This is a genomic window from Alteromonas sp. R7 (genome assembly GCF_055755235.1).
Genome location: NZ_JBVTQX010000015.1, coordinates 39,877 through 63,462 on the forward strand (window position 1 = coordinate 39,877; position 23,586 = coordinate 63,462).

Here is a 23,586-nt window from a genome sequence, read left to right on the forward strand (position 1 = left end):
GAAACCTAGAATTATGAGTAACATTGAAGAACGCGTTAAGAAAATCATCGTTGAACAACTTGGCGTGAAAGAAGAAGAAGTAAAAGCTGAAGCTTCATTCGTTGACGATTTAGGCGCTGATTCACTTGACACTGTTGAGCTAGTAATGGCTTTGGAAGAAGAATTCGATACTGAAATTCCTGACGAAGAAGCAGAAAAAATTACTACTGTTCAATCAGCAATTGATTACATCAACGCTAACAAAGACGCTTAAGTCTTAAGTAGCGACAAAACGGCTCTTCTAACAGAGCCGTTTTTGTATCTCCTACCTTAGTTCCAAAGCGAGGGCTTTTTGTGACAAAACGTCGCGTAGTGGTTACTGGTCTTGGAATGCTTTCACCATTAGGTCTTAATAGCGAAGACACATGGCGCAAATTGCTCGCGGGCGAAAGCGGCATCGGTGAAATCACCCATTTCGATTGTAGTAACTATTCAACCCGTTTCGCAGGTCAAATTAATGATTTTGATCCGCAGGAATACATTGAAAAGAAAGAAACCAAGAAAATGGACCGCTTTATCCAGCTGGGTATAGCAGCAGGCAAGCAAGCCTTGGTCGATTCTGGTTTAACTATTTCACAAAATAATGCGCATCGTGTAGGTGTAGCTATTGGTTCAGGTATTGGTGGTTTAGAACAAATTGAACAAAACCATTTGAAACTGACAAATAGCGGTCCTAAGCGCGTATCGCCATTTTTTGTACCTTCAACCATTACCAACATGATCTCAGGCTTTTTGTCTATCATGGAAGGGTTGAAAGGACCGAATTTAAACGTTGTGACTGCTTGTACAACAGGCGTTCATAACATTGGTATTGCCGCAAGAACAATTGCTTATGGCGATGCTGATGCCATGTTGGCCGGAGGCGCAGAAGCGTCTATTACTCCGCTAGGCATGGCTGGTTTTGCCGCAGCACGTGCGTTGTCATCTCGCAACGACAACCCACAAGCAGCAAGCCGCCCATGGGATAAAGACCGCGATGGTTTTGTCATGGGTGAGGGCGCTGGCGTGGTAATGCTAGAAGAATACGAAGCTGCAAAAGCGCGTGGCGCGACCATTTATGCAGAACTGGTTGGTTTTGGCATGAGCGGCGACGCATACCACATGACTTCTCCACCCGAAGATGGCGAAGGTGCAGCTGCATCTATGCAAAACGCGATAAACGATGCCCAAATGGATGCAAGTGAAATTGGCTATGTTAACGCACATGGTACGTCTACGCCTGCAGGTGACATTGCGGAAGTAGCGGCAGTGAAACGCGTGTTCAATGACCATGCTCACAAGCTTCTTGTTAGCTCTACTAAGTCAATGACAGGCCATTTGCTAGGGGCCGCCGGTTCAGTTGAGGCAATTTTCACTATTTTGGCACTGCGTGACAAAATGGCTCCGCCAACCATTAACTTGGATGAGCCAGGTGAGGGCTGCGACTTAGACTTTGTTGCACACAAAGCCAAAGCATTCAATGAAGACTACGCGCTGTGTAACTCATTCGGGTTTGGCGGTACAAACGGTTCATTGATTTTCAAGCGTATCTAATACGGCGTGTAATTAACGCGGTTTAAGTGAACCTCACGTATATTTAAAAGGCAGCTTCGGCTGCCTTTTGTTGTTTATACAGTTAAATCTCACAGTAAATATCATAAAACTCAGGTCTCTTTGAGCACAGCTACAGCCAAATCAATTCAGCTAGACGTTGTCTGACCAACGCAAGTTGGTATACTTCCAACAACCACAATAACGGCGAACAAGAGTAGGCAGTGAGAATTATTCCTAGCGCTACGCCTATTTCATCAAGTGACAGGGCGTTTAATTATGGCGACGGTGTGTTTACCACATTGTTGGTAAGTGAACATCAAGTAGAATTATTGCCTTATCATATTTCACGTTTAGAGCACGATGCGGCAGCCATCAAGCTCAATATTGATATCCGCGCGCTTGAAGCCGCAATTGCTGAACAGGTTAAGACGATAAAGAGCGGTTCAGGTGATAACGCTTCTCCAAAATATGTGCTAAAAGTTCACGTGTCGGGAGGTCAAGCCGGAAGGGGGTATGCGCGAAGCGAAGACAGTGAAGCATTAGTCAGATTTAGCCAGCACCCTTACCCTGTCCATTACGATAGTCTTGCGAATGAAGGTGCAACGGTAATATGCGCTCAAACGCGGTTAGCCATTCAACCATTGCTTGCGGGTGTAAAGCATATGAACAGGCTAGAACAAGTCTTAATTAAGCACGAAGTAGACGACGCTGGCGTACACGATGCTATTGTTTGCGATACCCAAGATAACATTATTGAAGCGAGTGCTGGCAATGTATTTTTCTACCTCAATGAACAATGGTATACCCCGTCTTTGAAGGGAAGCGGTGTCAATGGCGTAGTCAGGCAGTGTCTTATTGATTCGCTGTTAAACGACAATTGTTCGCTTCACGTGGGGGAATATGACCTTTCTTATTTGCGAAAAGCGAGTGCAGTGGTAATTACCAATGCACTAATGGGCGTAATGCCGGTACAGAAAATACAAATGCCGGATTTCTCTTATGTCGATTTTGATGTAAGAAGCGATGCGATTGTAGCGCTAAAGACACGGCTTCAGACTGCGCTTCAAAATTAACTAAAACGCACTTCTCACAACGGGGTTCGTCAACGTTTTACGAGCTTCACCAGATTAGTAGTAAAAAGAAATAAAATGGAATGTAAAGCAATGAAGAAAGGGGAAGTTCAAGCATGAAGCGGGTAATTGTTATTCTATTATCTCTTTTCATGCTTGCCGTTGTTGGGGCAGCCTCTGGCGTAATGTATGTCTCGAGCAAGGTTACCGATGAACTAGCATTAAAAAGTGAAACCTTATTTACGATAGAGAGCGGCAGTAACGCTTATCGTACCGTGAAACACTTGCGTAAAATAGGCATGACCGATGTGTCGCCCTTTGTTGCTAAGGTGTGGCTCAAATTCTTTGCAGGCAGTACGTCTGTTAAGTCTGGCACCTACATGCTGCGCCCAGGGCAGTCACTAGTAGATGTGTTTACCTTGTTTACTGAGGGCGATGAGCATCTCTTCGCAGTGAGTTTAGTCGAAGGGCTAACCCTTGCACAGTGGCTTGAGGCGCTTAAACAAAACACTGATTTGATGTTTGATTTAAACGAAGGGAAATTAAACCAGCTCACTCAGGATAATGGCGTAGATTGGTGTTGCGAAAACGTTTCGCAGACAGAGGGCGTATATTTGGCTGATACGTATTTCTTTACCAAAGGCACAACCGCAAGCGAGGTATTGAAAAGAGCACACCGCGCGCTAATTGACTTTGTCTCTAGCGAATGGGAGTTACGGGATGCCGAACTGCCGTTAGCCACACCTTACGAGGCTCTTATCTTGGCGAGTATCATTGAAAAAGAAACGGCTGTGCCTGCGGAACGTGACATGATTTCAGGCGTTTTCGTCAATAGGCTAAACAGAAATATGCGTCTTCAAACTGATCCCACCGTGATTTATGGTATCGGTCCTACGTTTGACGGAAACATTACCCGTAAGCACCTGCGAACAGCAACGCCTTACAATACCTATGTTATTAAAGGGCTTCCACCTACGCCTATCGCGATGGCAGGCAAGGCCGCCATTCACGCTGCGTTGCACCCACTGACAACGGATGCACTCTATTTTGTGGCGAAGGGCGATGGCAGCCATCAATTTTCTACGACACTAGCTGAACACAATGCAGCTGTGCGAAAATACCAGTTAAAACGATAGCCGTATTGATGCAGACAACCGATACGTTATAGCTAAATAAAAACAGAGTTTAAAAAGTAATGCGCGGAAAGTTTATTGTAGTTGAAGGCCTTGAAGGGGCAGGAAAAAGCTCAGTGATTGGGCTGATTGTTCAAGCATTAAAAGGTGCAGGAAAGCGCGTTGAGCAAACTCGTGAGCCAGGCGGCACACCGATGGCAGAAGCCATTCGAGAATGTGTAAAACACGACTGGGATGAGACCGTGAGTGAGGAGACTGAACTACTTCTTATGTATGCGGCTCGTGTGCAATTACTGACCAATAAAATCTTACCTTCACTTGATGCTGGTGCGTGGGTGGTAGGTGACAGACACGACCTGTCATCTCAAGCCTATCAAGGCGGTGGTCGGGGCGTCAGTGGAAAAACAATGTCGGCCATCAGCGATATCGCCCTTAAAGGGTTTAAGCCAGATTTAACTTTATATCTGGATGTCGAGCCTGCGGTTGGACTAGAGCGCGCCCGTGGGCGAGGGGAGCTTGACCGCATTGAGCAAGCGGGGCTCGCCTTTTTCGAACGAACTCGTGCAAAATACTTGTCTCTTGCTAAGCAAGATGAATCTATCGTCGTGGTCAGTGCAATGCAGCCTATGGAAAAGGTTCATCAAGACGTGATTGCGATTATCAATGACTATGTGACGAACACAAGTAGCAAAAGCCAGCAGGGGAAAGGTTAATGCAAGTAATGCCTTGGTTTGCTACAACGTTCTCGACGTTACTGTCGCGATATATGGCAAAGAAACTACACCATGGTTTATTGCTGACAGGGCCAAAGGGAATTGGAAAATACCAACTCGCGTTAGGGTTAAGCAATGCGCTATTGTGTAAGCAGCCAAGCATAAATGGGCCATGTGAACAGTGTCAAAGTTGCCATTTGAGGCAAGCTGGAAACCACCCAGACTTTCATGTTTTAGAAAGTGAAAAGCAGTTAGGTGTGGATAAAATTCGCGAGGGCATTGGTAAGCTATCAGGTACTGCGCAAATGGGGGGCAATAAAGTGTTGTTGATTCCCCGTGCCGATACCATGACGGAAGCGGCAGCTAATGCACTGTTGAAAACCTTAGAAGAACCCACAAATAATACCTTCTTGCTGCTGATCACTGACAGTATCAATAAAATTATGCCGACCATATTAAGTCGATGTGAACGGCAGATACTCTCACTCCCGTCAGTGTCAGATAGTTTGAACTACTTAAACGCTAAGGGCGTAGAAGATGCAAGCGAAGCGTTACTGGCAGCTTATGGCTATGCTCCTCTTCGCGTAGAAGAGGCCCTCAGTGGTGAAGAAGACATTAGCTATCGCAATTTTAGCGATGGTATGCAAGCGCTCTTAGCAGGCGATGCAAATTTGCAAGTACAAACGCTTGCGAATAAGTGGCAGGACAATGCGCCTCAAATCGCATTGTGGTGTCAACAGATGGCCCATGACGAATACATAAAACGTCAACAGGCTGTTGATTTTAAACGCTATGAAGCGTGTGTTGATGCGGTAAGAACGCTGCAGCACGCAGGTGTTAACAAATCAATGGTACTTTTTGGGTTACTAAAGCAATTTCAACGTTAATAGGCAAACGCTGGCTTGTCGAAGCCCTTTTGTCTAACAGCAATTTTTTAAAACAGGTGTAGTTTGTTCGTAGATTCTCATTGTCACTTAGACCGACTTAAGCAAGGGCCAGAAGAGCTGGCTGAAACCTTAAATTTCGCAAGAACCCGAGGTGTTGAACACTTCCTTTGTGTGTGCGTATCTGTTGGTGATTACGACAGCATGTTAGCAGCTGTAAGTCAGTTTGAAGATGTATCAGTATCTTGTGGTGTGCACCCACTACATCAAGATGAAGCATGTAGCTATGAAGAACTGTTAGAGAAGGCGCAGCGTGAAGAAGTGGTAGCCATTGGCGAAACTGGGCTGGACTATTTTTATAGTCCGGAAAGTAAAGAAGTCCAGCTAACGTCTTTCGTCGACCACATCAAAGTAGCTAACGAAACTAAAAAGCCGTTAATTATTCATACGCGGGATGCAAGGGAAGACACCATTAACTTACTCCGCCAACACAAAGCTGCGCACACCAAAGGTGTTTTGCATTGCTTTACTGAGTCATTAGACATGGCGCTGGCAGCAATAGAGATGGACTTCTATATCTCTATTTCAGGCATCGTAACCTTTAATTCAGCAGATGAATTGCGTGAAGTGGTAAAAGCGATCCCTTTAGAGCGACTACTTATTGAAACTGACTCACCATGGCTTGCGCCAGTTCCACATCGAGGTAAACAAAACCAACCAGGTTACGTGGTAGAAGTGGCAGAATTTATTGCTGAGCTTAAAGGCGTGACGGTAAAAGAACTAGCGAAAATTACCACGCAAAACTTCTACTCCCTGTTTTCTTTAGCTGCGAAGAAGAAAGCCGCGTAGCGGTAAGTATAGGCGATTTTACTCTCGGAGGTGGTTATGCCCCAGTGGCGACAAGGGTTGACAAAGAGTCTTCACCAAACCCGCAGTATGCCAGAAAGTCGTTACTTTCAGTTAGCTACTGTGGACGGTAGTGGTGTACCGTACTGCCGTACCGTGGTTTTTAGAGGGATCACCGACGACAACCAACTGGTGGTTATTTCTGACACCCGCTCAGATAAATATGACCAGCTTGGCCAGAATCCTCACTCGCAGGTTTGTTGGTATTTTTCTAAAACCAGGGAGCAATATCGCTTCTCTTGTACTGCAGCAATAATAACGTTACATCAAGATGCTGACTTAGTTACTCAGCACTGGAATAAATTGTCAGATGCAGGCAAAAAGCAGTTTTTGTGGGGCGAGCCCGGCACGCCAAGAAACGATGGTTCGGCACTACAGGTTGAAGGGGATTTTGGTGTAGTTCCACCTCACTTTTGCGTGATCATGCTGGCTATTGATAGCGTAGATTACCTGAATTTGAGAGGTAACCCTCAAAGTCGAGAGTGGCATCAAAAAGACGGAAATGGCAACTGGGTTAGCCAGTCATTGATACCGTAGGTAACCACCTCTAGTCTCTAAGTAGGCACATATTGAGTGCATGATACTGCCTATTCTGGGCACCACCTAAGTCAGCAGTATACAAACCGGCGACCTAAGCAAAAAGTAAGCCCTCTCTAGCTTAAATAGACGCGATAACGCATTGGCAAATGAGAGGGCGTCGCTCACCTAGAAAAGTCGATCACCTAGAAAATATGGGAAATTGGTGTATCACCTTTAAATAAATAGGTGATCAAGTCAGCATTACTTTCTCTTGCAACGCTTTCGACAATAGCTGTCGCTACATCTTCTCTTGGTATTACAGCATCGTCCCTATTGCTTGGCATATCGGTTCGTACTAAATGCGTGCCCGGTTCATTTAATAAAGTGCCAGGTCGAAGAATTACGTGATGTAAGCCGCTATTAATTAAATGCTCGTCGGCCATGTGTTTGGCAACCAAATATGGTTTTATTGCTGACTCCACGGCGTCAGGATCGTCTGCACCAATAGAACTAACCATAACAAATTTGGGTGTCCCCGCCGCTTTTGCATAGTTAACCGCGTTGCGGGCCGCCCAAAGATCAATCATAAGTGTTTTATCTGCGCCAGTGCTACCGCCTGAACCTGCTGTGAATACCGCAACGTCCACACCTTCAAAGTGTGCTGAAAAATCTTTTTCTAAATCCTGCTCAACCACTGTGAGGTTGGCATTTTGGATATCTGACAGTTTGTCTGGGCTTCTTACTGGCGCTACGACTTTGTGACCAGCATCCAACAATTTCACTGTTGCTTGCTTACCAATTTGGCCTGAAGCGCCGATTACTAATACATTTGCCATGTTTTCATCCTCCTTGTGGGTGATTTCGCTCATCTTAAGCTACTTAAGAATTCACAATACATAGGCGGGTAAAAAGGAAAGCGATCAATTACTGCGATAAAATGCATGACAAAACGTTTGCCTGCATGCATTGCCATTTAAACGGCAATGCAATGGGGGGAAGAGAAACTAAAGGGTACGATGATCAGCCAGCGGCTATTTTATCACCGCATTTCGGCCTGATTCTTTGCCGACATATAGCTTTTTATCGATGGCGTGGATGCAAGCCTCGACGCTATCGTAATCTCGTATATCCGCTACACCACAGGTTATGGTAGCCGATACAGAGTAGGGGGGAGCATCGATTTCGTAATCCGCGACAGTTTTACGTAGCTTTTCTGCCACCCAAAATGCTTCTTGTACCTTTAATGAAGGCAGCAATATAAGAAACTCCTCACCGCCCCATCGCGCAATAACGTCACTTTCTCTTAAACTATCTTCCAGGATCCTAGCTATTTTGACCAGTACTGTGTCACCCACATGATGACCGTATTCATCGTTAATACGCTTGAAGAAATCAATATCAACAATTAGCAAGGAGAAAGTATGATTATGGCGTTTATAATTTTGCCATGCTGCCTTGGCTCTTTGTGTAAAGTAGCGACGATTTTTGAGACCCGTCAATGCGTCCTGAGTTGAAAGCTGCGTTAACTTTTCTACGACCGCCTCTAAGTCTCGGGTTTTTTCCTCAACTTTTAGTGCAAGTTCAGCAGAGCGCTTTTTCAACGATGCTATCCTCAGCCACACCATCGATGAAATCAACAGCATGCCTAGCAGGGTAATCGCCACACGCCATATAGGCTTATCCCACCATGGTGGAACTACAACTATTTCAAGTTGCGCTGCATTGGTGCTCCATTCATTCTCTTGATTTATAGCTTTAACAGTGAAGCGGTAGCGTCCTGGGTCCAAGTTGGTGTAGGTGGCCGTTCTTGTCTTGTAGTCAGTAAAGCGCCAGCTGTTCTCAAAGTCAGCGAGTTTATAGGCATACGTAAGTTCGTTTGCATTCATATAATCAGTGGCGGCAAATTCAATCGTGAGCGCAATATCATTATGTTTAAGTTCGATTACCTCGTCTAGGCGCTGTCTTTGCTGATAGGTTGTTCCGTTTTGCTCGTTCCTACTCACCGTTTCAACGTTTGTGAGGTGCACTCCAGGTGACCACTTTACATTTGCCACTTGTGAAGGAGTAAATTGTGTTACGCCTTCCGCTCCACCAAACATTATTGTGTTATTTTCAGTTACGGTGACAGAGCCAATATAGTAACCCGTAGACAGTGCGCCGTTTTCTGCACCGAAATAAGAAAGGGTAGACAAGTCAGGTGCTAAATACGCAATCCCTTCAATTGTAGAGATCCAAAGCCCATATTCATCATCTTCAACAATTGCCCCGATGGATACATTGCTCAATCGACTTTCAGGCTTAATTTGTGTCACTTTAATCGTTGACAAATCACTGCCTTCTTTAGACATAAAGAAGAGTCCAGCTGCTTGCGTTCCAATCCAATAACCACCGCGTTTTGACTGAGAAATCCACGTCACTACAGTTTGATCTGATATCTTGTCCGTAAACTCACTGACGCTGGTCAAGTCTCCAGTCAGTTTATTCGCAACAAATAAACCGGATACCGTACTTAACCATGCGTTTTCATTGTCGTCCAAAACAATTCTCGTTGTCAGCGACAATGGCCATTGCTTTATTACCCTATCTTCTGACGGGCGATATACAAACAGCCCATCGCTGTAGCCGCCATACCAAATGTCTCCGTCATCGTCGATATTAATGCTGTAACCCGACTTACCATTCAGCGCAACAAATTCTAGGTTTCTGGTCTGAGGGTTTAGTTTGGCGAGGCCTGTGCGTGTGGTTACCCATAATGCATCGCTTTTCGTATGATAAAACACGCTCAACAGCTTATCGTTAGTGTCTTCGCTACTCGCAAATGCACCATTGGAAGTAAATGGGCCTTGTTGAGTTTTACTTATTGTGTTGTAAAGCCAAAGGCCCTTTTCGTTCGCTACCCATACTTGGTTATCTTTGTAATTCGATAAAGAGGAAATGATTCGTCCTTCGCCTATTTCCTGAGAGTAGAAGTTGCTAAGCAGAGGGTTACTGATCGCAAACCCATCGTCTCTGGTGCCAACGACAACCAGCCCAGCTTTCGTTTGATAAAGGCTTGAAATTCTCTCTTTGGCCGCATCTTTCTCGTTAATCGGTGCACGTAGCACAGAGTTGGGGTTATGTGACGCTAAAATATTCAGCCCACGCTGAGTAGAAACCCATATATCACCGTTGTCCTTTAATAAGATGTCTGTAACGTAGTTATCAGATAATCCGTGAGTTTCAGAGGTACAGCTTTTGTCGATGGTAGTGCTTTGTTCGTCGGGATTGAACAAACATGCGCCGTGGGTAGCGGTGCCCAACCAGAATCGAGATTTTTCTGCTGCCACCAGTCGAGTAAAGTTCATGTTTTCAAAAGCCACTAACTCAAGAGACTTCTTAAACGGATCAAGTTTATAAAGGCCCGAGGTGGAAGTGACATAAAGCGTGTTACCGATAAGTTCTATGTCTGTCAGCGTACTCGTGGTACTGGGAAGGTAGCTGACCAGTTCTACACTGTCTGATTCTGGAGAGTATGTGTAAAGGTTTCGCTCAGAGACTATCCAAAGCTGGCCATTGTGGGTGGTCTTGATCCTATTAATTACCTGTTTATTGAAAGGCTCTGACGCCGGTAACGTGTAGTGCTTGAACGACTCAGTATCAACATCTATACGGCTCAGCCCGCTGTATGTCCCCACCCACAGGTATTGACCGTCTAAGCTTGCCTCTATCTGAAGGGCGAACAGGGTCTGGAGGCCTGTTGACTTGTCTTCACCCCACAAGCCGAAGTTTCGAAATGTATAGCCGTCAAATTTATCGACACCAGACTGCGATGCCAACCACAGAAAACCATACTTATCTTCCGCAATATCTGAAATGGATACGTGGGCGATACCACTATCCATATTGTAGGAGTGAAACGCTGGGGCAATAGGTTTCGCGCGTGCAGGTAGGCTGCAAGTTGCAGTAAAAACTATGAAAAGCGAAAGTACCAACAGGGTGCGCATAATATAATCAAAAATTACATAAAATTTATACACTAACGTTACGCTAATCTACCGCTCTTACAATGGTACAAAAGTTTAAATTCAACAAAAAAAGCCTCGAAATTCGAGGCTTTTTGGACTGCATTAATTATGTTAGCCAGCGGCTAATCATAACGGATATAGTTACCAGCCACACTGGCGTGTAGCATTTTGCTCATCTAACCACGTTTTTAGTGGCGCAAAGTAGTCAGCGATAGTACTGGCATCCATTTGCGGTGAGCCTGTCAGTGTTTCTAACGCATTTTGCCAAGGTTGGCTCATACCCATCTCTAGCATTTCGTTAAGTGCTTTACCGGCTTCTTCACTGCCGTAGATAGAACAACGGTTAAGCGGGCCCTCATCACCTGCAATGTCACACAGTGCTTTATGGAACTGGAATTGAAGGATATGCGCTAGGAAATAGCGTGTATAAGGTACGTTAGCAGGCACGTGATATTTTGCACCCGGATCAAATGCGTCGGCGCTGCGCTCAACAGGCGCCATCACACCCTGATACTTTTCTCTCAATTCCCACCATAGTTGATTGTATTGTTCAGGTGTTACTTCACCTGACATCACTTTCCAGCGCCATTGGTCAACCATCAGACCAAAAGGAATGAAGGCAATCTTGTCTAACGCAACTTGCATTAACATACCGATATCGTTTGATGCGTCTGGGATCTCATCAATTAACTCGATTTGCTTAAGGTACTTAGGTGTTATTGATAAAGCGATGGTGTCGCCAATAGCCTCGTGGAAGCCGTCGTTTGCCGAACCACGGTAAAGAAGTGGTTGGTCTTTATAAGCGCGTTGATAGTAGTTGTGACCTAATTCGTGGTGAATAACGTTAAATTCTTCGCCAGTCTTTTGAATACACATCTTTATACGAAGATCGTCTTTGTCATCTAAATCCCACGCAGAGGCATGACACTGAACGTCACGGCCTTCAGGCTTTTGAAACATAGAGCGTTCCCAAAAGGTATCTGGAAGTTCTTCAAAGCCAAGCGATGAGAAAAATGACTCTGCTTGTTTAACCATGGCGATTTCGTCATACCCCTGTTCAGCTAATGCACCTGTAACATCAGGAACTTTCATTTCCTGCTGAGGTTTAACAATATCGTAAATATTCCCCCACGACTGTGCCCACATGTTACCTAATAAATGGGCTGGGATTGGTTTGTCTTGAGGTACTACGTCTTCGCCATAGTGTTCACTTAGCTTAGCGCGCACATGGCAATGTAGTGACTCGTAGAAAGGCTCTACTTGCGTCCATAAGCGATCCAATTCCTTGGGAAATTCATCTGCTGGCATATCGTACTTTCCACGCCACAAGGCGCTGACGTTTTCAAAACCTAGCTCTGCAGCGCCTTCATTGGCAAGCGATACTTGTTCTGCATAGAGTCCTGCCATTGGTTTAGATACTTCACGCCAGCCTGTCCAATATTCTAGTAGCTTGTCAGCATCGCGTAGGGTGGCCATTTCAGAGCTCATTTCAACCAAGCTTTTGCACGTACCATCTTCGCTGCAATACTCACCAGAGCCGTACATGGCACTTAAGTCAGAACCAATTTTTGCAAGCCGCTCTGCTTTTTCGGCATCTGCAGGCGGCGGCATTGTTAAACTGTTTTTAAGTAGATCAAGCTGTCTGCGGGTGTCGGCATCTACGTCTACATCGTTAAATTTCGCCGCTTCTTTAGCTAACTTTGCAACCTTGGTAGAAAGCACTTCATTAAAGTAAGCACTGACTGCTGCTGTATCGAAATTGATATTCGTGGCGTAGCTCCACTCGGCGTGCGCGGCAGGAACTTGCATTTTTGCAATATCATTTTGCGCCTGTGTTAAAAACTGCTTGGCGTCTTGTGCAGTGAGTTGTGGTTTAGTTTCTGTCTGTGTTGTACTTTCGCCACACCCCATAAGCGAAACGCTTACCAATGCTGCTATCAGAGTACGTTTGTGATTGAGCATACTTTGTCCTTTAATTATTGTGTTTTTTACGTGAATCGACGTTCACATAGACATGCTCTAGCATTGTGTAACGCTGTGTTGCTTTTGTAAAACAAATTCGATATTACTCTCACAAAAGCACTGGCTTTTTTAGGCAATTTATAACTAGAAATGCGAACGGTTGGGGCCTGTTTTTAAATTTGCCTCAACACCTGACGAAAAGTTTTTTAATAATGGGTCAAAGTAATGCAAAACAATGACAATGTAACGTCTGCTACACCTGATTTAGAAAGGTTGTTTATCTACGGAAGCCTTGCTCCTAATTGCCCAAATCACCATATCGTCGCCCATATTGATGGCCAGTGGCAGTCTGGTACGGTAGAAGGGCACTTAGTTCAACAAGGGTGGGGAGCAGTTATGGGGTTTCCAGGAATTGTTATTTCTGATCTAACTAAAGCAAAAGAAGAGGTGAAGGGCATGATGCTAACGTCTACTCAACTTGCCGAAAACTGGGCCATGCTGGATGAGTTTGAAGGTGAGCAATATGAGCGGGTCATTGTTCCTGTTAAGCTTGATGCCGGTCACACTGAAAACGCCTATATTTATCAAATCAAACCAACGCAATAAAAAGGACCATTATGTCAACGGAAGAACCACTCTACTGGGGCTTGAACGCTCGAAGCTACTGTACACTCATTCATGTTTCTCAGTTATCCAGTTTCATTATACCTGGCTTAGGTATCATATTGCCTATCGTGCTATGGATCGCTCACAAAGATCAAAATGAAGACATCAATCAGCACGGCAGGGTGACAGCGAATTGGTTAATAAGCTTGCTCATTTACTCTGTTATTTGTTTTGTCTTGACGCTGATTATCATAGGAGCCCTAGGCTTCATCGCTCTTGGATTAATGAACATCGTCTTTGCTATCGTGGCAGCAGTCAAAGCGAACAAAGGGGAGTTGTGGGTGTACCCGCTAAGCTTTGAGTTTTTTAAACGTTAACCTAACGGAATTCTACGTTACGTTTAGTAAGAAAAACTACTACTGAAGAGCGCTTTCGAAGGGCGTTTCCATGTTGAAACGCCTTCGTGCTTATCCCATTGCAGATACTGCAATTGCCAGCGTGAACAATAACGCGATGTGTTTTGGTTTTAAAAGCATGTTCACCTCTTTCCTATGAATTCTTCTACCTGTTGTAATCTTGAAGATAGTTTTTAAATAGGTGTCGCGCTATTCATAATTAGTATAATTAACTTATATGTCGCTATTGTCGTTGCGAGGGCACTACTTTTTCAAAAGTGCTATGTCGTCGGTTAGCACTTATCTATGCGGATTGGTATAAATATTTGAGTCGTAAAATACTATTGCTGCGTGTGCGATAGAGTAAAAGAGAATAATAAACGCAAAGAATGGCTTTAAATAAAGGATTAACCTGATAGACGAGTACTCGCCTAAAAATTACTTCGCGCTAAAGCGGTTGCTTGGCAGTACGCTATGAATAAGGTATTGGCTTTTGGATTGTTTGGTGGTTTGAAGCGAAACATCAGTACCGCGCTTCACCGTGCTTAGTGCTAGCGGTTTATTTTGACGTTGCTTCTTTAATAGTTGGGAAGAAGGCACTTCCTTCATATTTACAAGCGTAGATTGGGCTTCTTGCGCAATACTAACGTTAATCAACGAATAGGTTATACAAAGTGTGGTAGCTAAAAAAATGTTTTTACTTGGCTTTTTCATCACATTTTTCTCTTTTTGTTCAACTTAATCGCTAAATAAAATTATTGGGTTTTACTTGATAGGGGGTCGATTGCAGAGGCGGTTGCACTCGCCTCATTCATCGATTTGTTTGTTCCTCTTCATTACACCTAAAGTAGAACGAAAGAGAAACATGATGAGTCATACAAAGGTATGTCAAAAAATACCTTTGCGTGTATTTCGAAACTGCGAGATAAAAATTACCATGCTGTAACACCACCATCTACTGCTATGGTTTGCCCGTTCATGTAAGAGTTGCCAGGGGAAAGCATCAGCATCATGGTGTTAACGATTTCTTGCGGTTCGCCTAGACGTTTCATAGGACTTCCCATGCCTAGTTGCTCGCGCGCTTCAGGGGTGTTGTACCCGTCTACGTTCAAAATATTGGTAGGACTATAGAATGGGCAAATTGCATTAACGCGAACATTCTTTCGGCCGTATTCCACCGCGGCTGTGCGGGTTATCCCCGAAACCGCGTGTTTTGCTGCAGCATAAGCACCGCCTTTGGGGGCTCCACCTAGTCCCGCAAGTGAGCTTACATTTAAGACGTGCCCTTGCTTTTGTGCAAGCATAACGGGTATTTGGTACTTCATTCCAAACATAACGCCTTTTACATTCACAGCGAACTGCGAGTCCATGATTTCCTCTGTCATTTGATGAATTGGTGCAGGGTTGTGCGCTATGCCTGCATTATTTACGGCTATATCCAGTTTGCCAAAGGTTTCAATGGCTGTTTCAACCAGCGCCTTATTTAGCGACTCGCTAGCAATATTACCCGCTAGCACCACGACATCAGTGAGTGCTTTTACATCCTTTTTCGTTTCCTCAAGGGCGGTTTCGTTAATGTCTGAAAGAACGAGTTTTGCTCCTCGGTTAGCAAGACCTAGCGATAACAAGCGGCCAAAACCACTGCCTGCGCCGGTAATTAATACAACTTGCCCTGAAAAGTCGAGTAGAGCATCCATGGTAATCTCCTATTAGTAACTGTTTAATGTTTTTTGAAACGTGGCTATTTCAGCTGCGTTTGGTTTATAAATTGAATGAGTAATTTGGCTAGCATTTCCCCTTGATCTTCCTGGATAAAGTGACCACCGTTTTCTACAAGGGTATGAGCCATGCCGCTGCTGCCCGGAATGAGCTTTTGAAATACCTTATCGCCACCTTTAGTGACAGGGTCGCTATCACCGAAAGCCGTAACAAAAGGTTTGTTATATTGCTTTAGCTTTTCCCATGCCTGTCTATTCGCCTGTGCCTCAGCATTGTCTGGGCTTGTAGGAACAAGAATAGGGAACATACGCGCACCTGCTTTAAAGCTTTCGTCTGGAAAAGGGGCGTCGTAAGCTGCAAGCGTCGCCTCGTCTAGAACAGTGGTTGTGGCGTTTTGAATGATCAAAGATGTGGGAAATACGGCGACATCCTGTGAGAAACGGCGCCATTTGATGAAAGCATCGCTTGGCGGGTGGTCGCCAGTGGGCAATCCGGTATTAGACACCATTACACCCGAAAAACGCTCAGGCATATCGGCGACAAGTCGCAGGCCTAGTAAACCTCCCCAGTCTTGACAAAAGAGTGTAACAGGGCCCTTAGTAGCCTGTGAAAACCAGTCTTTTAGCCATATCACATGACGAGCGTAGGAGTAGTCCTCCTTTCTTACTGGTTTATCTGAGCGTCCAAAACCAATGAGATCCGGCGCGATGACATTGAATCCCGCATCAGCCAATATGGGCATCATCTTGCGGTACAAATAAGCCCACGTCGGTTCGCCGTGTATTAATAGCACGGTATGTCCATCTTTCGGTCCACATTGATAATGGGCCATTGTTATTTCACTGCTTACTGTGTCTGTTACTTCAGTGAAACAGGGGGAGTAGGGAAAGCCAGTGATCGTGTCGAAGGCGCTTTCCGGTGTTTTAAGCACTTGCATAGCCAATCATCCTTTTGTAAATAAAATGTAATTACAAGTGTTGCCTGATTAACAAAAACACCGGTTTTATTTTCTGTCAAATAAACCTTAGGCAAGGTAGGACAGGCTCTGCGCAGAGAAATGAATTCACAAAGGGGCTGGCGGTCAATATTAAATATTATGATAAATGTCTATAACACCAATAAACTTGGATGATTGACAACACTGCAATAACATCCAGTTAACGTGATAAACAGGACATGGTTATGACTGAGATGGAAAATAAAGCCGTAGAATATGCAGTACAACAGGGTGTTGCCACGCTGACAATGCAAAGTGCGCCCGTTAATGCGCTGTCACGCGCTATCAGAGTAGGGTTGATAGAAGGCATAAACAATGCACTAGATGACGACAGCGTACGTGCCATTGTTATTACTTCTTCACTACCTATTTTTTCGGGTGGAGCTGACATCAGCGAATTCTCTGGTGGCGATTTGTCTCCCATGCTGCCTGAGGTACTAGACAAGATTGAAAATGCGTCTAAGCCGGTTGTTGCTGTTCTCCCTGGACCAGCATTCGGCGGTGGCTTAGAAGTGGCGTTAGCTTGCCATCATCGCATCACCTTTGCCGACAATAAGGTGGGTCTTCCAGAGGTAAATCTAGGCATATTACCGGGCGCAGGCGGTACTCAGCGCCTTCCTCGTTTAGCCGACGCACAAACATCGTTAGAAATGATCGTAACAGGCAAGCCTACGTCGGTGGTCAAACTTCCAGGTGTCTTCGACAAAATTTCTGATAAGCCTGAGCATTTACTTGAAGATACAAAAGCGTATTTACAAGCATTAACGCCAGATAAAGCGATTAAACGCACCAGTGATATCACGCTGTCCATGTCTGACGAAACGCAGGCGGTGTTTGATGCAGTAACTGCACAAACTAAAAAAGCGACTCGTGGTTTCTTTGCTCCATTAAAATGTATCGAAGCGGTACGCGGCGCTTACACGCTCGCTTTTGAAGATGGCCTTAAAAATGAAGGCAAGCTTTTCATGGAGTGTATGAATACGCCACAGGCACGTGCCCAGCAGCATTTCTTTTTTGCTGAACGCGCAGCAGGTCATGTGAGCGATTTCGACAAAAATACTCCTGAGCGCAACATTGATAAAGTTGCGATTATCGGCGCCGGAACAATGGGCGGTGGTATCGCTATGAACTTCGCCAATGCCGGCATTCCAGTCACAATGCTTGAGCTCAAAGAAGAAGCGCTAGAGACGGGATTAGCGCTTATTAGAAAGAACTACGAAAACTCAGCGAAAAAAGGCAAGTTAACCCAAGAGCAGGTAGAGAGCCGCATGGCACTGCTTTCAGGTACTACGTCGTATGACGACTTAGCTGATGTTGATCTCGTCATCGAAGCCGTTTTCGAGAAGATGGAAGTAAAGAAAACCGTATTCTCGACGCTGGATAAAGTGTGTAAGCCAGGCGCCATTTTGGCTTCAAATACGTCAACACTGGATATAGACGAAATAGCGACAGCCACATCCCGTCCTGAAGATGTAATTGGTCTTCACTTCTTCTCGCCAGCGAATGTGATGAGACTGCTAGAAGTGGTTAAAGCAGAGAAGACATCTGCTGAAGTCATTAAAACCTGCATGAAGATGGCTAAACGCATCAAGAAAGTAGCGGTGTTGGTAGGCGTTTGCTTCGGATTCGTAGGTAACCGCATGATTGAGCCTTACGGCCGTGAAGCTAACCGCTTACTGCTAGAAGGAGCAACACCTGAGCAAGTTGATCGTGTTTTAACCGAGTTTGGCATGCCAATGGGGCCGTTCACTATGGGTGATATGGCTGGATTAGATATTGGTTACTATGTACGACAGTCTCGACAAGAGCACATTGCACACGACCCCGCTTACGGTGCAGTGGCAGATCGCTTAGTAGAAAAGGGGCGCAACGGACTCAAAACCGGACGCGGAGCTTACAACTATGAACCTGGAAGTCGAGTTCCTGTCCCAGATCCAGAAGTACTAGAAATTGCCAAGCAAGAAGCAGAACGTTTAGGCGTGGTTCAGCGTTCAGACATTAGCGATGAGGAAATTCTAGTTCGCGTCATGTACTCATTGATCAACGAAGGTGCTGCCATCTTAGAAGAAGGCATTGCAGCTAAATCTAGCGATATCGATGTGATTTATGTTTACGGTTATGGCTTCCCTGTGTATCGCGGCGGCCCTATGCAATATGCCGACGAAGTAGGGCTAGGCACTATTTTAGATAAGCTGACTACCTATCGTGATCAATTGGGTGATTACGGAAAGATGTGGCTTGAACCAAGTGATTTGTTGGTGAAATTGGCCCAAAGCGGCGGCACGTTTAAAAGCTATAAAGCGAAGTAGACAAAGCTCTCGTTAGCGAGAGTTAATCGACGGTGAGAGCTAGCGCTAGCTCTCGTTACCCGACATCCGAATTTGGTAAAGCTAGGTAACTTCGAGAGGAAGCACGTAGGCCTAGCTAAACTTTGGCTGAACTTTCAGCCCAACTGAAAGGAATATGAAAATGCGCGATGCAGTTATCGTAAGTACAGCACGTACGCCAATCGGGCGCGCTTATAAAGGTGCACTGAACAATTTACCAGCCCCTTCATTAGGTGGCCATGCTATTCAAAACGCAGTAGCACGCGCAGGGATCGACCCTGCCAGTGTCGACGACGTGGTAATGGGCGCAGCGCTAACCCAAGGCAGTGGCGGCATGAATATTGGCCGCTTGGCTGGTTTAGCGGGTGGTTTACCGGTCACCGTAGCGGGTATGACACTCGACCGCCAATGCAGTTCTGGCATGTATGCCATTGCTACCGCAGCGAATTCAATTCGTACGGGCGATACCAACATTATGGTTGCGGGCGGCTTAGATTCTATCTCTTTAGTGCAAAACAAAAATATGAATATGTTTCGTGCAGTAGACCCTGCACTGGTTGCTAAGCACAAAGATATTTATATGCCAATGCTTCAAACTGCGGAAGTGGTGGGTAAGCGCTACAACATTAGCCGTGACGTACAAGACGAATACGGTTACCAAAGCCAAATGCGCACAGCAGCGGCTCAAGAAGCAGGTAAGTTTGATGATGAGATTGTACCTATCACAGCAACGCAAGCCTTATTTAATAAAGAAACAGGTGAAACCTCTGAGCGTGAAGTGACCTTGTCAAAAGACGAAGGAAATCGCCCAGAAACAACGCTTGAGGGGCTTAAAGCGCTTAACCCAGTGATAGAAGGTGGTTGTATTACCGCAGGTAATGCAAGCCAGCTTTCTGATGGAGCCAGCGCGACAGTGATTATGGATGAGCACTCAGCGGCAAAAGGCAATGCTCAACCTCTTGGTATTTATCGCGGTATTGCAGTAGCAGGCTGTGAGCCAGATGAAATGGGAATTGGCCCAGTGTTCGCCATTCCTAAGCTATTAAAGCAGCATGGATTAACCATGGACGATATCGGTCTATGGGAGCTTAATGAAGCGTTTGCAGTACAGGTACTGTATTGCCGCGATAAGTTAGGCATTCCAGACGAATTATTAAACGTAAACGGCGGTGCCATTTCTATTGGTCACCCATACGGCATGAGCGGTGCTCGCATGGTGGGTCATGCACTCATCGAAGGTAAACGACGCGGTGCGAAATATGTTGTTTGCACCATGTGTATCGGTGGCGGCATGGGCGCTGCTGGTCTATTTGAAGTAATATAGGTATTGGGTATGGAAGGTTATAAAGCTCCACAACGTGACGCCATGTTTGTAACACATGAGCTACTAAATTATCAAAATCACTATCAAAAGCTAGGTTTCGACGAAGCATCAGAAGACTTGGTGTCGGCGATTTTCGCTGAAGCTGCAAAGTTTTCAGAGAACGTACTGGCGCCCATCAATGCATCAGGTGATGAAGAAGGGTGTAAGTGGGTTGATGGTGAAGTAACAACGCCTAAAGGTTTTAAAGAAGCTTATCAAACGTATGTTGAGGGCGGATGGCCAGGAATGTCTCACCCTGAGGAATTTGGCGGTCAGGCACTACCATATTCATTGTCATCTATCATTGCTGAGTGGTTCTCAGGCGCAAACCATTCTTGGGCGATGTACCCAGGTCTAAGCCAGGGCTGCATGGCAACAATAAAAGCCCATGGCTCTGAATTACTACAAAAAATGTTCCTTGAAAAACTGGTTAGCGGTGAGTGGACAGGTACTATGTGTTTGACCGAGGCACACTGCGGTTCAGACCTTGGCATGTTGAAATGTCGCGCGGAGCCTCAAGAAGATGGTACCTACAGCTTAACAGGAACGAAGATTTTTATTTCGGCAGGTGAACACGACTTGTCTGAAAATATCGTACACATTGTGTTAGCTCGATTGCCAGATGCGCCAGAGGGGACCAAAGGTATTTCACTATTTGTTGTACCTAAATTTAACGTATCTGAAGATGGCGAAAAGCAAGATAGAAACGCAGTAGGCTGCGGAAGCATTGAACATAAAATGGGTATCAAAGCCAGCGCAACCTGCGTGATCAACTTCGATGGCGCAAAAGGTTATTTGATTGGGCCACCAAACCGCGGCCTAAACTGCATGTTTACGTTCATGAATACCGCACGTATTGGCACTGGTCTTGAAGGCTTGGCATCATCTGAAGCAGCATTCCAAGGTGCGCTTCGCTATGCAAAAGACCGCATTCAGTTCCGTTCATTAACAGGGCGTAAAAATCCTGATGGCCCAGCTGATCCTATTATTGTGCACCCTGATGTACGTCGTATGCTGTTAACGCAGAAAGCGTTCGCGGAAGGCAACCGAGCGCTTGCCGCTTACTGTATGCAGTTAGTTGACATTACTTTGTATGGTAGCGACGAGGCTGAGAAGCAACTTGCGGATGCAAAACTTGCATTCTTAACGCCTATCGTAAAAGCCTTTTTAACTGAAACCGCGCAAGAAGCCACGAGTTACGGTATGCAGGTTTATGGCGGCCACGGCTTTATCAAAGAATGGGGTATGGAACAGCTCGCTCGCGATACCCGTATCTGCACCATGTATGAAGGTACTACAGGTATTCAAGCCGTTGACCTATTAGGTCGTAAAGTAATGGGCTCTAATGGCGAATTGCTTAATGTGTTTGTTCAAGAAGTGCGCGACTACTGTAATTCATTGCGCGATAACGCTCAGTTTAGTGCTTGGACTAACGCGCTAAACTCTCATCTTGACGAGTGGCAGCAGATCACTATGGATATCGGTAAGGCAGCAGCATCGAACCCAGATGAAATTGGTGCAGCGTCTGTCGATTACTTAATGTATTCAGGTTATGTCACCGTTGCTTACTTCTGGCTAAAAATGGCAGTGAAAGCACAAGAACAGCTTGATGCAGGCAGCACCGAAACCGAGTTTTATAAGAGTAAAATCTTAACAACGGGCTTCTACTTTGACCGTTTGTTAACCCGTACTCGCTCACTGGTTTCTGCTATGCAATCAGGTGCAGACAACTTAATGTCTATGCCAGAGAGTATGTTCGCCATCGAGTAACGACATAAAAGTAATACACGTGCGTAATTAAAAGACGTACGAAAGGCCGAGAAAATAATGTAGCCGAGAAAATGATTTAACCAAATAATCATTTGGATACGTTATTTTGCTCGGCCTTTTTGTTTCTTAAAAACAACATAGAGGAAGTGAGCACAGTGGTTGTTTCAAAGTACGTGAATGTTGAGGGAGCCAGCCTTCATTATTTATCCCGAGAAGAAGAGAGCGCAGAGAACCCTCTGCTTATCATGTTTCATGGCTTCCCAGAAAATGCGCTCACATGGGAAGCGTTAATGGCGACACTCCCCACATCACTTAACATCATTGCCCCAGATTTGCCCGGTTATCATTTATCGAGTCCACTACCCAGTGAAACGGACTACCAAGTTCCATCATTGATAAGTCGAATGGCCGCCTTCATCGAGAAAGTTCAAAAAGGCCGAAAGGTTATTTTGTTGGGACACGATTGGGGTGGGGCAATAGCGTGGCCCCTAGCAGCCTTTCACCAAACATTAATTAGCAAACTTATTATTGTTAATGCTGCTCATCCTTCTTGTTTTACACGGGCAATAAAGACCTCTTTTACGCAAAGAGCAAAAAGCCAGTATATCTCTGCGCTTATTGATAAGGGCGCAGAGCGGACCCTTACAAATACAAGCTTTACGTTATTGAAAAATATGTTAGGCAACGGCTTTTTTGAGAAAGAAACCAGCTATTCAAGGACTCTACTTAACGACTGGGGTAAACCTGAAACCCTCAGTGCGATGCTCAATTACTATCGGCAAATGCCTCAACAAGTGCCACAAAAGAATGTATCTGAGAAAGTGTTGGATGATATTCGTATACCTGAAATATTCATTCACTGCCCAACCCTGTTATTGTGGGGAGAGCAGGATGATGCGTTTGATCTAAGTGTACTGGATAAAATCGAACACTATGTTCCATTGATAATTAAGCGGTTTAATCCGCACGCGTCGCACTGGTTACACAGGGAAAAACCTGAATGGGTACAAAAAGAAGTGATAAATTTTATAGGGTTCTAGAAAGGGGTGAGGCCCCTAAAAGGGGCCTCCAGTGCGGCGTCCTGCCGCTACCATGTTGAATCGTTACATCACATGGTGTGATTAATTAGTTATATTAGATTCTGCCGTTAAGCTCTGTCGAAATAGGAGAGCTTTGAAGACCTTGTTCAGCAATCCACGCTTGAAGTGTCTTACCGTCTGACTCAGGCTCTGCTAAATCTTTGCTTGGCATTTTCTTAACCAGTAGAGTACCTACTTCAACCGCATTGCTAGTAAGAGCAGTGCGAATTAGGCTTTGGCCGTTACAAGAAATGCCAGAGTAGTAATCGCGAAGCTTAAGTTTGTAGTCTGATTGAACGCTACGCATTTTCTTACGTAGTTCGCCCTTGTCATCTGCTTGAACAATTGTGCAAATGTTTGCAAGTGCTTCGTTGATGTCATTAGCCTGAGCTGCGTTAGAAAAAGCTAAAGTTGATGCTGCAATTACTAGAGAAGTTTTAACGATTTTCAACATGGTTAAATTCCTTCGGTTGTTGTTATTAAGATTGTGTTCGTTCGTTGAGATGCATTAAACCCGAATCTAACTATTTGAAAAACATGTTGTAAAATAACATGGTATGTCAATCC

21 protein-coding genes are annotated in these 23,586 nt (G+C 45.1%); 14 read left to right on the forward strand and 7 right to left on the reverse strand.

Going from position 1 to position 23,586, the window contains the following annotated elements:
- Window positions 1-13: 13 nt before the first annotated feature.
- The 8 genes from acpP (at window position 14) to AC0J2X_RS18870 (ending at window position 6,815) form a co-directional block, all read left to right on the forward strand.
- Entirely contained in the window at window positions 14-253 is a 240-nt protein-coding gene (gene acpP / locus AC0J2X_RS18835) for an acyl carrier protein (protein WP_012518211.1), read from the forward strand.
- An 80-nt stretch (window positions 254-333) separates the two neighbouring features.
- Window positions 334-1,572, forward strand: coding sequence for a beta-ketoacyl-ACP synthase II (gene fabF / locus AC0J2X_RS18840; RefSeq protein ID WP_318487114.1), 1,239 nt, complete (start codon window positions 334-336; stop codon window positions 1,570-1,572).
- A 221-nt stretch (window positions 1,573-1,793) separates the two neighbouring features.
- A complete protein-coding gene (pabC, locus tag AC0J2X_RS18845; protein WP_014949216.1) occupies window positions 1,794-2,645 on the forward strand; it encodes an aminodeoxychorismate lyase in 852 nt (283 codons plus the stop codon).
- A gap of 113 nt (window positions 2,646-2,758) precedes the next feature.
- Window positions 2,759-3,778: an endolytic transglycosylase MltG gene (gene mltG / locus AC0J2X_RS18850; protein ID WP_472996307.1), complete on the forward strand. Its 1,020-nt coding sequence runs from the start codon at window positions 2,759-2,761 to the stop codon at window positions 3,776-3,778.
- Between the two features lie 59 nt (window positions 3,779-3,837).
- Entirely contained in the window at window positions 3,838-4,488 is a 651-nt protein-coding gene (tmk, locus tag AC0J2X_RS18855) for a dTMP kinase (protein ID WP_075176430.1), read from the forward strand.
- Entirely contained in the window at window positions 4,488-5,375 is an 888-nt protein-coding gene (gene holB, locus AC0J2X_RS18860) for a DNA polymerase III subunit delta' (RefSeq protein WP_014979119.1), read from the forward strand. The genes tmk and holB overlap by 1 nt, the downstream gene beginning before the upstream one ends.
- A gap of 63 nt (window positions 5,376-5,438) precedes the next feature.
- Window positions 5,439-6,221, forward strand: coding sequence for a TatD family hydrolase (locus AC0J2X_RS18865; protein WP_252118338.1), 783 nt, complete (start codon window positions 5,439-5,441; stop codon window positions 6,219-6,221).
- 36 nt (window positions 6,222-6,257) lie between these two features.
- Complete coding sequence (locus tag AC0J2X_RS18870) at window positions 6,258-6,815, forward strand: pyridoxamine 5'-phosphate oxidase family protein (RefSeq protein WP_472996308.1); 558 nt, start codon at window positions 6,258-6,260, stop codon at window positions 6,813-6,815.
- A gap of 185 nt (window positions 6,816-7,000) precedes the next feature.
- Here the strand turns inward: AC0J2X_RS18870 and AC0J2X_RS18875 are convergent, their stop codons facing one another.
- The 3 genes from AC0J2X_RS18875 to AC0J2X_RS18885 form a co-directional block, all read right to left on the reverse strand.
- A complete protein-coding gene (locus AC0J2X_RS18875; RefSeq protein ID WP_014949222.1) occupies window positions 7,001-7,633 on the reverse strand; it encodes an SDR family oxidoreductase in 633 nt (210 codons plus the stop codon).
- Window positions 7,634-7,828: 195 nt separating this feature from the next.
- Window positions 7,829-10,678: a ligand-binding sensor domain-containing diguanylate cyclase gene (locus AC0J2X_RS18880; RefSeq protein WP_472996309.1), complete on the reverse strand. Its 2,850-nt coding sequence runs from the start codon at window positions 10,676-10,678 to the stop codon at window positions 7,829-7,831.
- Between the two features lie 264 nt (window positions 10,679-10,942).
- Entirely contained in the window at window positions 10,943-12,763 is a 1,821-nt protein-coding gene (locus tag AC0J2X_RS18885) for a M2 family metallopeptidase (protein ID WP_472996310.1), read from the reverse strand.
- A gap of 225 nt (window positions 12,764-12,988) precedes the next feature.
- On the opposite strand from AC0J2X_RS18885, the gene AC0J2X_RS18890 reads away from it, so the two are divergent.
- Both AC0J2X_RS18890 and AC0J2X_RS18895 read left to right on the forward strand, forming a co-directional pair.
- Window positions 12,989-13,369 (forward strand): gamma-glutamylcyclotransferase family protein, encoded by a 381-nt coding sequence (locus tag AC0J2X_RS18890; RefSeq protein WP_472996311.1) that lies wholly within the window; start codon window positions 12,989-12,991, stop codon window positions 13,367-13,369.
- 11 nt (window positions 13,370-13,380) lie between these two features.
- Window positions 13,381-13,746 carry a DUF4870 domain-containing protein gene (locus AC0J2X_RS18895; RefSeq protein WP_014949226.1) on the forward strand — a complete coding sequence of 122 codons (366 nt, stop codon included), beginning with the start codon at window positions 13,381-13,383 and terminating at the stop codon, window positions 13,744-13,746.
- A gap of 456 nt (window positions 13,747-14,202) precedes the next feature.
- Here the strand turns inward: AC0J2X_RS18895 and AC0J2X_RS18900 are convergent, their stop codons facing one another.
- The 3 genes from AC0J2X_RS18900 to AC0J2X_RS18910 all read right to left on the reverse strand — a co-directional run bounded on the left by AC0J2X_RS18900 (window position 14,203) and on the right by AC0J2X_RS18910 (window position 16,420).
- The gene (locus AC0J2X_RS18900; protein ID WP_472996321.1) at window positions 14,203-14,478 is read right to left on the reverse strand and encodes a hypothetical protein; all 276 of its coding nucleotides are present in this window, start codon (window positions 14,476-14,478) and stop codon (window positions 14,203-14,205) included.
- Between the two features lie 218 nt (window positions 14,479-14,696).
- Window positions 14,697-15,461 carry an SDR family NAD(P)-dependent oxidoreductase gene (locus AC0J2X_RS18905; protein ID WP_014949228.1) on the reverse strand — a complete coding sequence of 255 codons (765 nt, stop codon included), beginning with the start codon at window positions 15,459-15,461 and terminating at the stop codon, window positions 14,697-14,699.
- A gap of 44 nt (window positions 15,462-15,505) precedes the next feature.
- Window positions 15,506-16,420, reverse strand: coding sequence for a haloalkane dehalogenase (locus AC0J2X_RS18910; RefSeq protein ID WP_472996312.1), 915 nt, complete (start codon window positions 16,418-16,420; stop codon window positions 15,506-15,508).
- Window positions 16,421-16,665: 245 nt separating this feature from the next.
- On the opposite strand from AC0J2X_RS18910, the gene AC0J2X_RS18915 reads away from it, so the two are divergent.
- From AC0J2X_RS18915 to AC0J2X_RS18930, 4 genes are all read left to right on the forward strand, one after another.
- Window positions 16,666-18,789: a 3-hydroxyacyl-CoA dehydrogenase NAD-binding domain-containing protein gene (locus AC0J2X_RS18915; RefSeq protein ID WP_472996313.1), complete on the forward strand. Its 2,124-nt coding sequence runs from the start codon at window positions 16,666-16,668 to the stop codon at window positions 18,787-18,789.
- 160 nt (window positions 18,790-18,949) lie between these two features.
- Window positions 18,950-20,131 carry an acetyl-CoA C-acyltransferase gene (locus AC0J2X_RS18920; protein ID WP_014949231.1) on the forward strand — a complete coding sequence of 394 codons (1,182 nt, stop codon included), beginning with the start codon at window positions 18,950-18,952 and terminating at the stop codon, window positions 20,129-20,131.
- 9 nt (window positions 20,132-20,140) lie between these two features.
- Window positions 20,141-21,940: an acyl-CoA dehydrogenase C-terminal domain-containing protein gene (locus AC0J2X_RS18925; protein WP_472996314.1), complete on the forward strand. Its 1,800-nt coding sequence runs from the start codon at window positions 20,141-20,143 to the stop codon at window positions 21,938-21,940.
- Window positions 21,941-22,095: 155 nt separating this feature from the next.
- Window positions 22,096-22,980 carry an alpha/beta fold hydrolase gene (locus AC0J2X_RS18930; RefSeq protein WP_472996315.1) on the forward strand — a complete coding sequence of 295 codons (885 nt, stop codon included), beginning with the start codon at window positions 22,096-22,098 and terminating at the stop codon, window positions 22,978-22,980.
- Window positions 22,981-23,074: 94 nt separating this feature from the next.
- Here the strand turns inward: AC0J2X_RS18930 and AC0J2X_RS18935 are convergent, their stop codons facing one another.
- Window positions 23,075-23,473, reverse strand: a complete 399-nt coding sequence (locus AC0J2X_RS18935) for a DUF3718 domain-containing protein (RefSeq protein ID WP_014949234.1) — start codon at window positions 23,471-23,473, stop codon at window positions 23,075-23,077.
- Window positions 23,474-23,586 lie beyond the last annotated feature (113 nt).

Excerpts from the sequence above, each read along its gene's own strand:
- acpP (WP_012518211.1), top strand. The coding sequence starts at position 14 with ATGAGTAACATTGAAGAACGCGTTAAGAAAATCATCGTTGAACAACTT.
- mltG (WP_472996307.1), top strand. The coding sequence starts at position 2,759 with ATGAAGCGGGTAATTGTTATTCTATTATCTCTTTTCATGCTTGCCGTT.
- tmk (WP_075176430.1), top strand. The coding sequence starts at position 3,838 with ATGCGCGGAAAGTTTATTGTAGTTGAAGGCCTTGAAGGGGCAGGAAAA.
- holB (WP_014979119.1), top strand. The coding sequence starts at position 4,488 with ATGCAAGTAATGCCTTGGTTTGCTACAACGTTCTCGACGTTACTGTCG.
- AC0J2X_RS18870 (WP_472996308.1), top strand. The coding sequence starts at position 6,258 with ATGCCCCAGTGGCGACAAGGGTTGACAAAGAGTCTTCACCAAACCCGC.
- AC0J2X_RS18875 (WP_014949222.1), bottom strand. The coding sequence starts at position 7,633 with ATGGCAAATGTATTAGTAATCGGCGCTTCAGGCCAAATTGGTAAGCAA.
- AC0J2X_RS18880 (WP_472996309.1), bottom strand. The coding sequence starts at position 10,678 with ATGGATAGTGGTATCGCCCACGTATCCATTTCAGATATTGCGGAAGAT.
- AC0J2X_RS18885 (WP_472996310.1), bottom strand. The coding sequence starts at position 12,763 with ATGCTCAATCACAAACGTACTCTGATAGCAGCATTGGTAAGCGTTTCG.
- AC0J2X_RS18890 (WP_472996311.1), top strand. The coding sequence starts at position 12,989 with ATGCAAAACAATGACAATGTAACGTCTGCTACACCTGATTTAGAAAGG.
- AC0J2X_RS18895 (WP_014949226.1), top strand. The coding sequence starts at position 13,381 with ATGTCAACGGAAGAACCACTCTACTGGGGCTTGAACGCTCGAAGCTAC.
- AC0J2X_RS18900 (WP_472996321.1), bottom strand. The coding sequence starts at position 14,478 with ATGAAAAAGCCAAGTAAAAACATTTTTTTAGCTACCACACTTTGTATA.
- AC0J2X_RS18905 (WP_014949228.1), bottom strand. The coding sequence starts at position 15,461 with ATGGATGCTCTACTCGACTTTTCAGGGCAAGTTGTATTAATTACCGGC.
- AC0J2X_RS18910 (WP_472996312.1), bottom strand. The coding sequence starts at position 16,420 with ATGCAAGTGCTTAAAACACCGGAAAGCGCCTTCGACACGATCACTGGC.
- AC0J2X_RS18915 (WP_472996313.1), top strand. The coding sequence starts at position 16,666 with ATGACTGAGATGGAAAATAAAGCCGTAGAATATGCAGTACAACAGGGT.
- AC0J2X_RS18920 (WP_014949231.1), top strand. The coding sequence starts at position 18,950 with ATGCGCGATGCAGTTATCGTAAGTACAGCACGTACGCCAATCGGGCGC.
- AC0J2X_RS18925 (WP_472996314.1), top strand. The coding sequence starts at position 20,141 with ATGGAAGGTTATAAAGCTCCACAACGTGACGCCATGTTTGTAACACAT.
- AC0J2X_RS18935 (WP_014949234.1), bottom strand. The coding sequence starts at position 23,473 with ATGTTGAAAATCGTTAAAACTTCTCTAGTAATTGCAGCATCAACTTTA.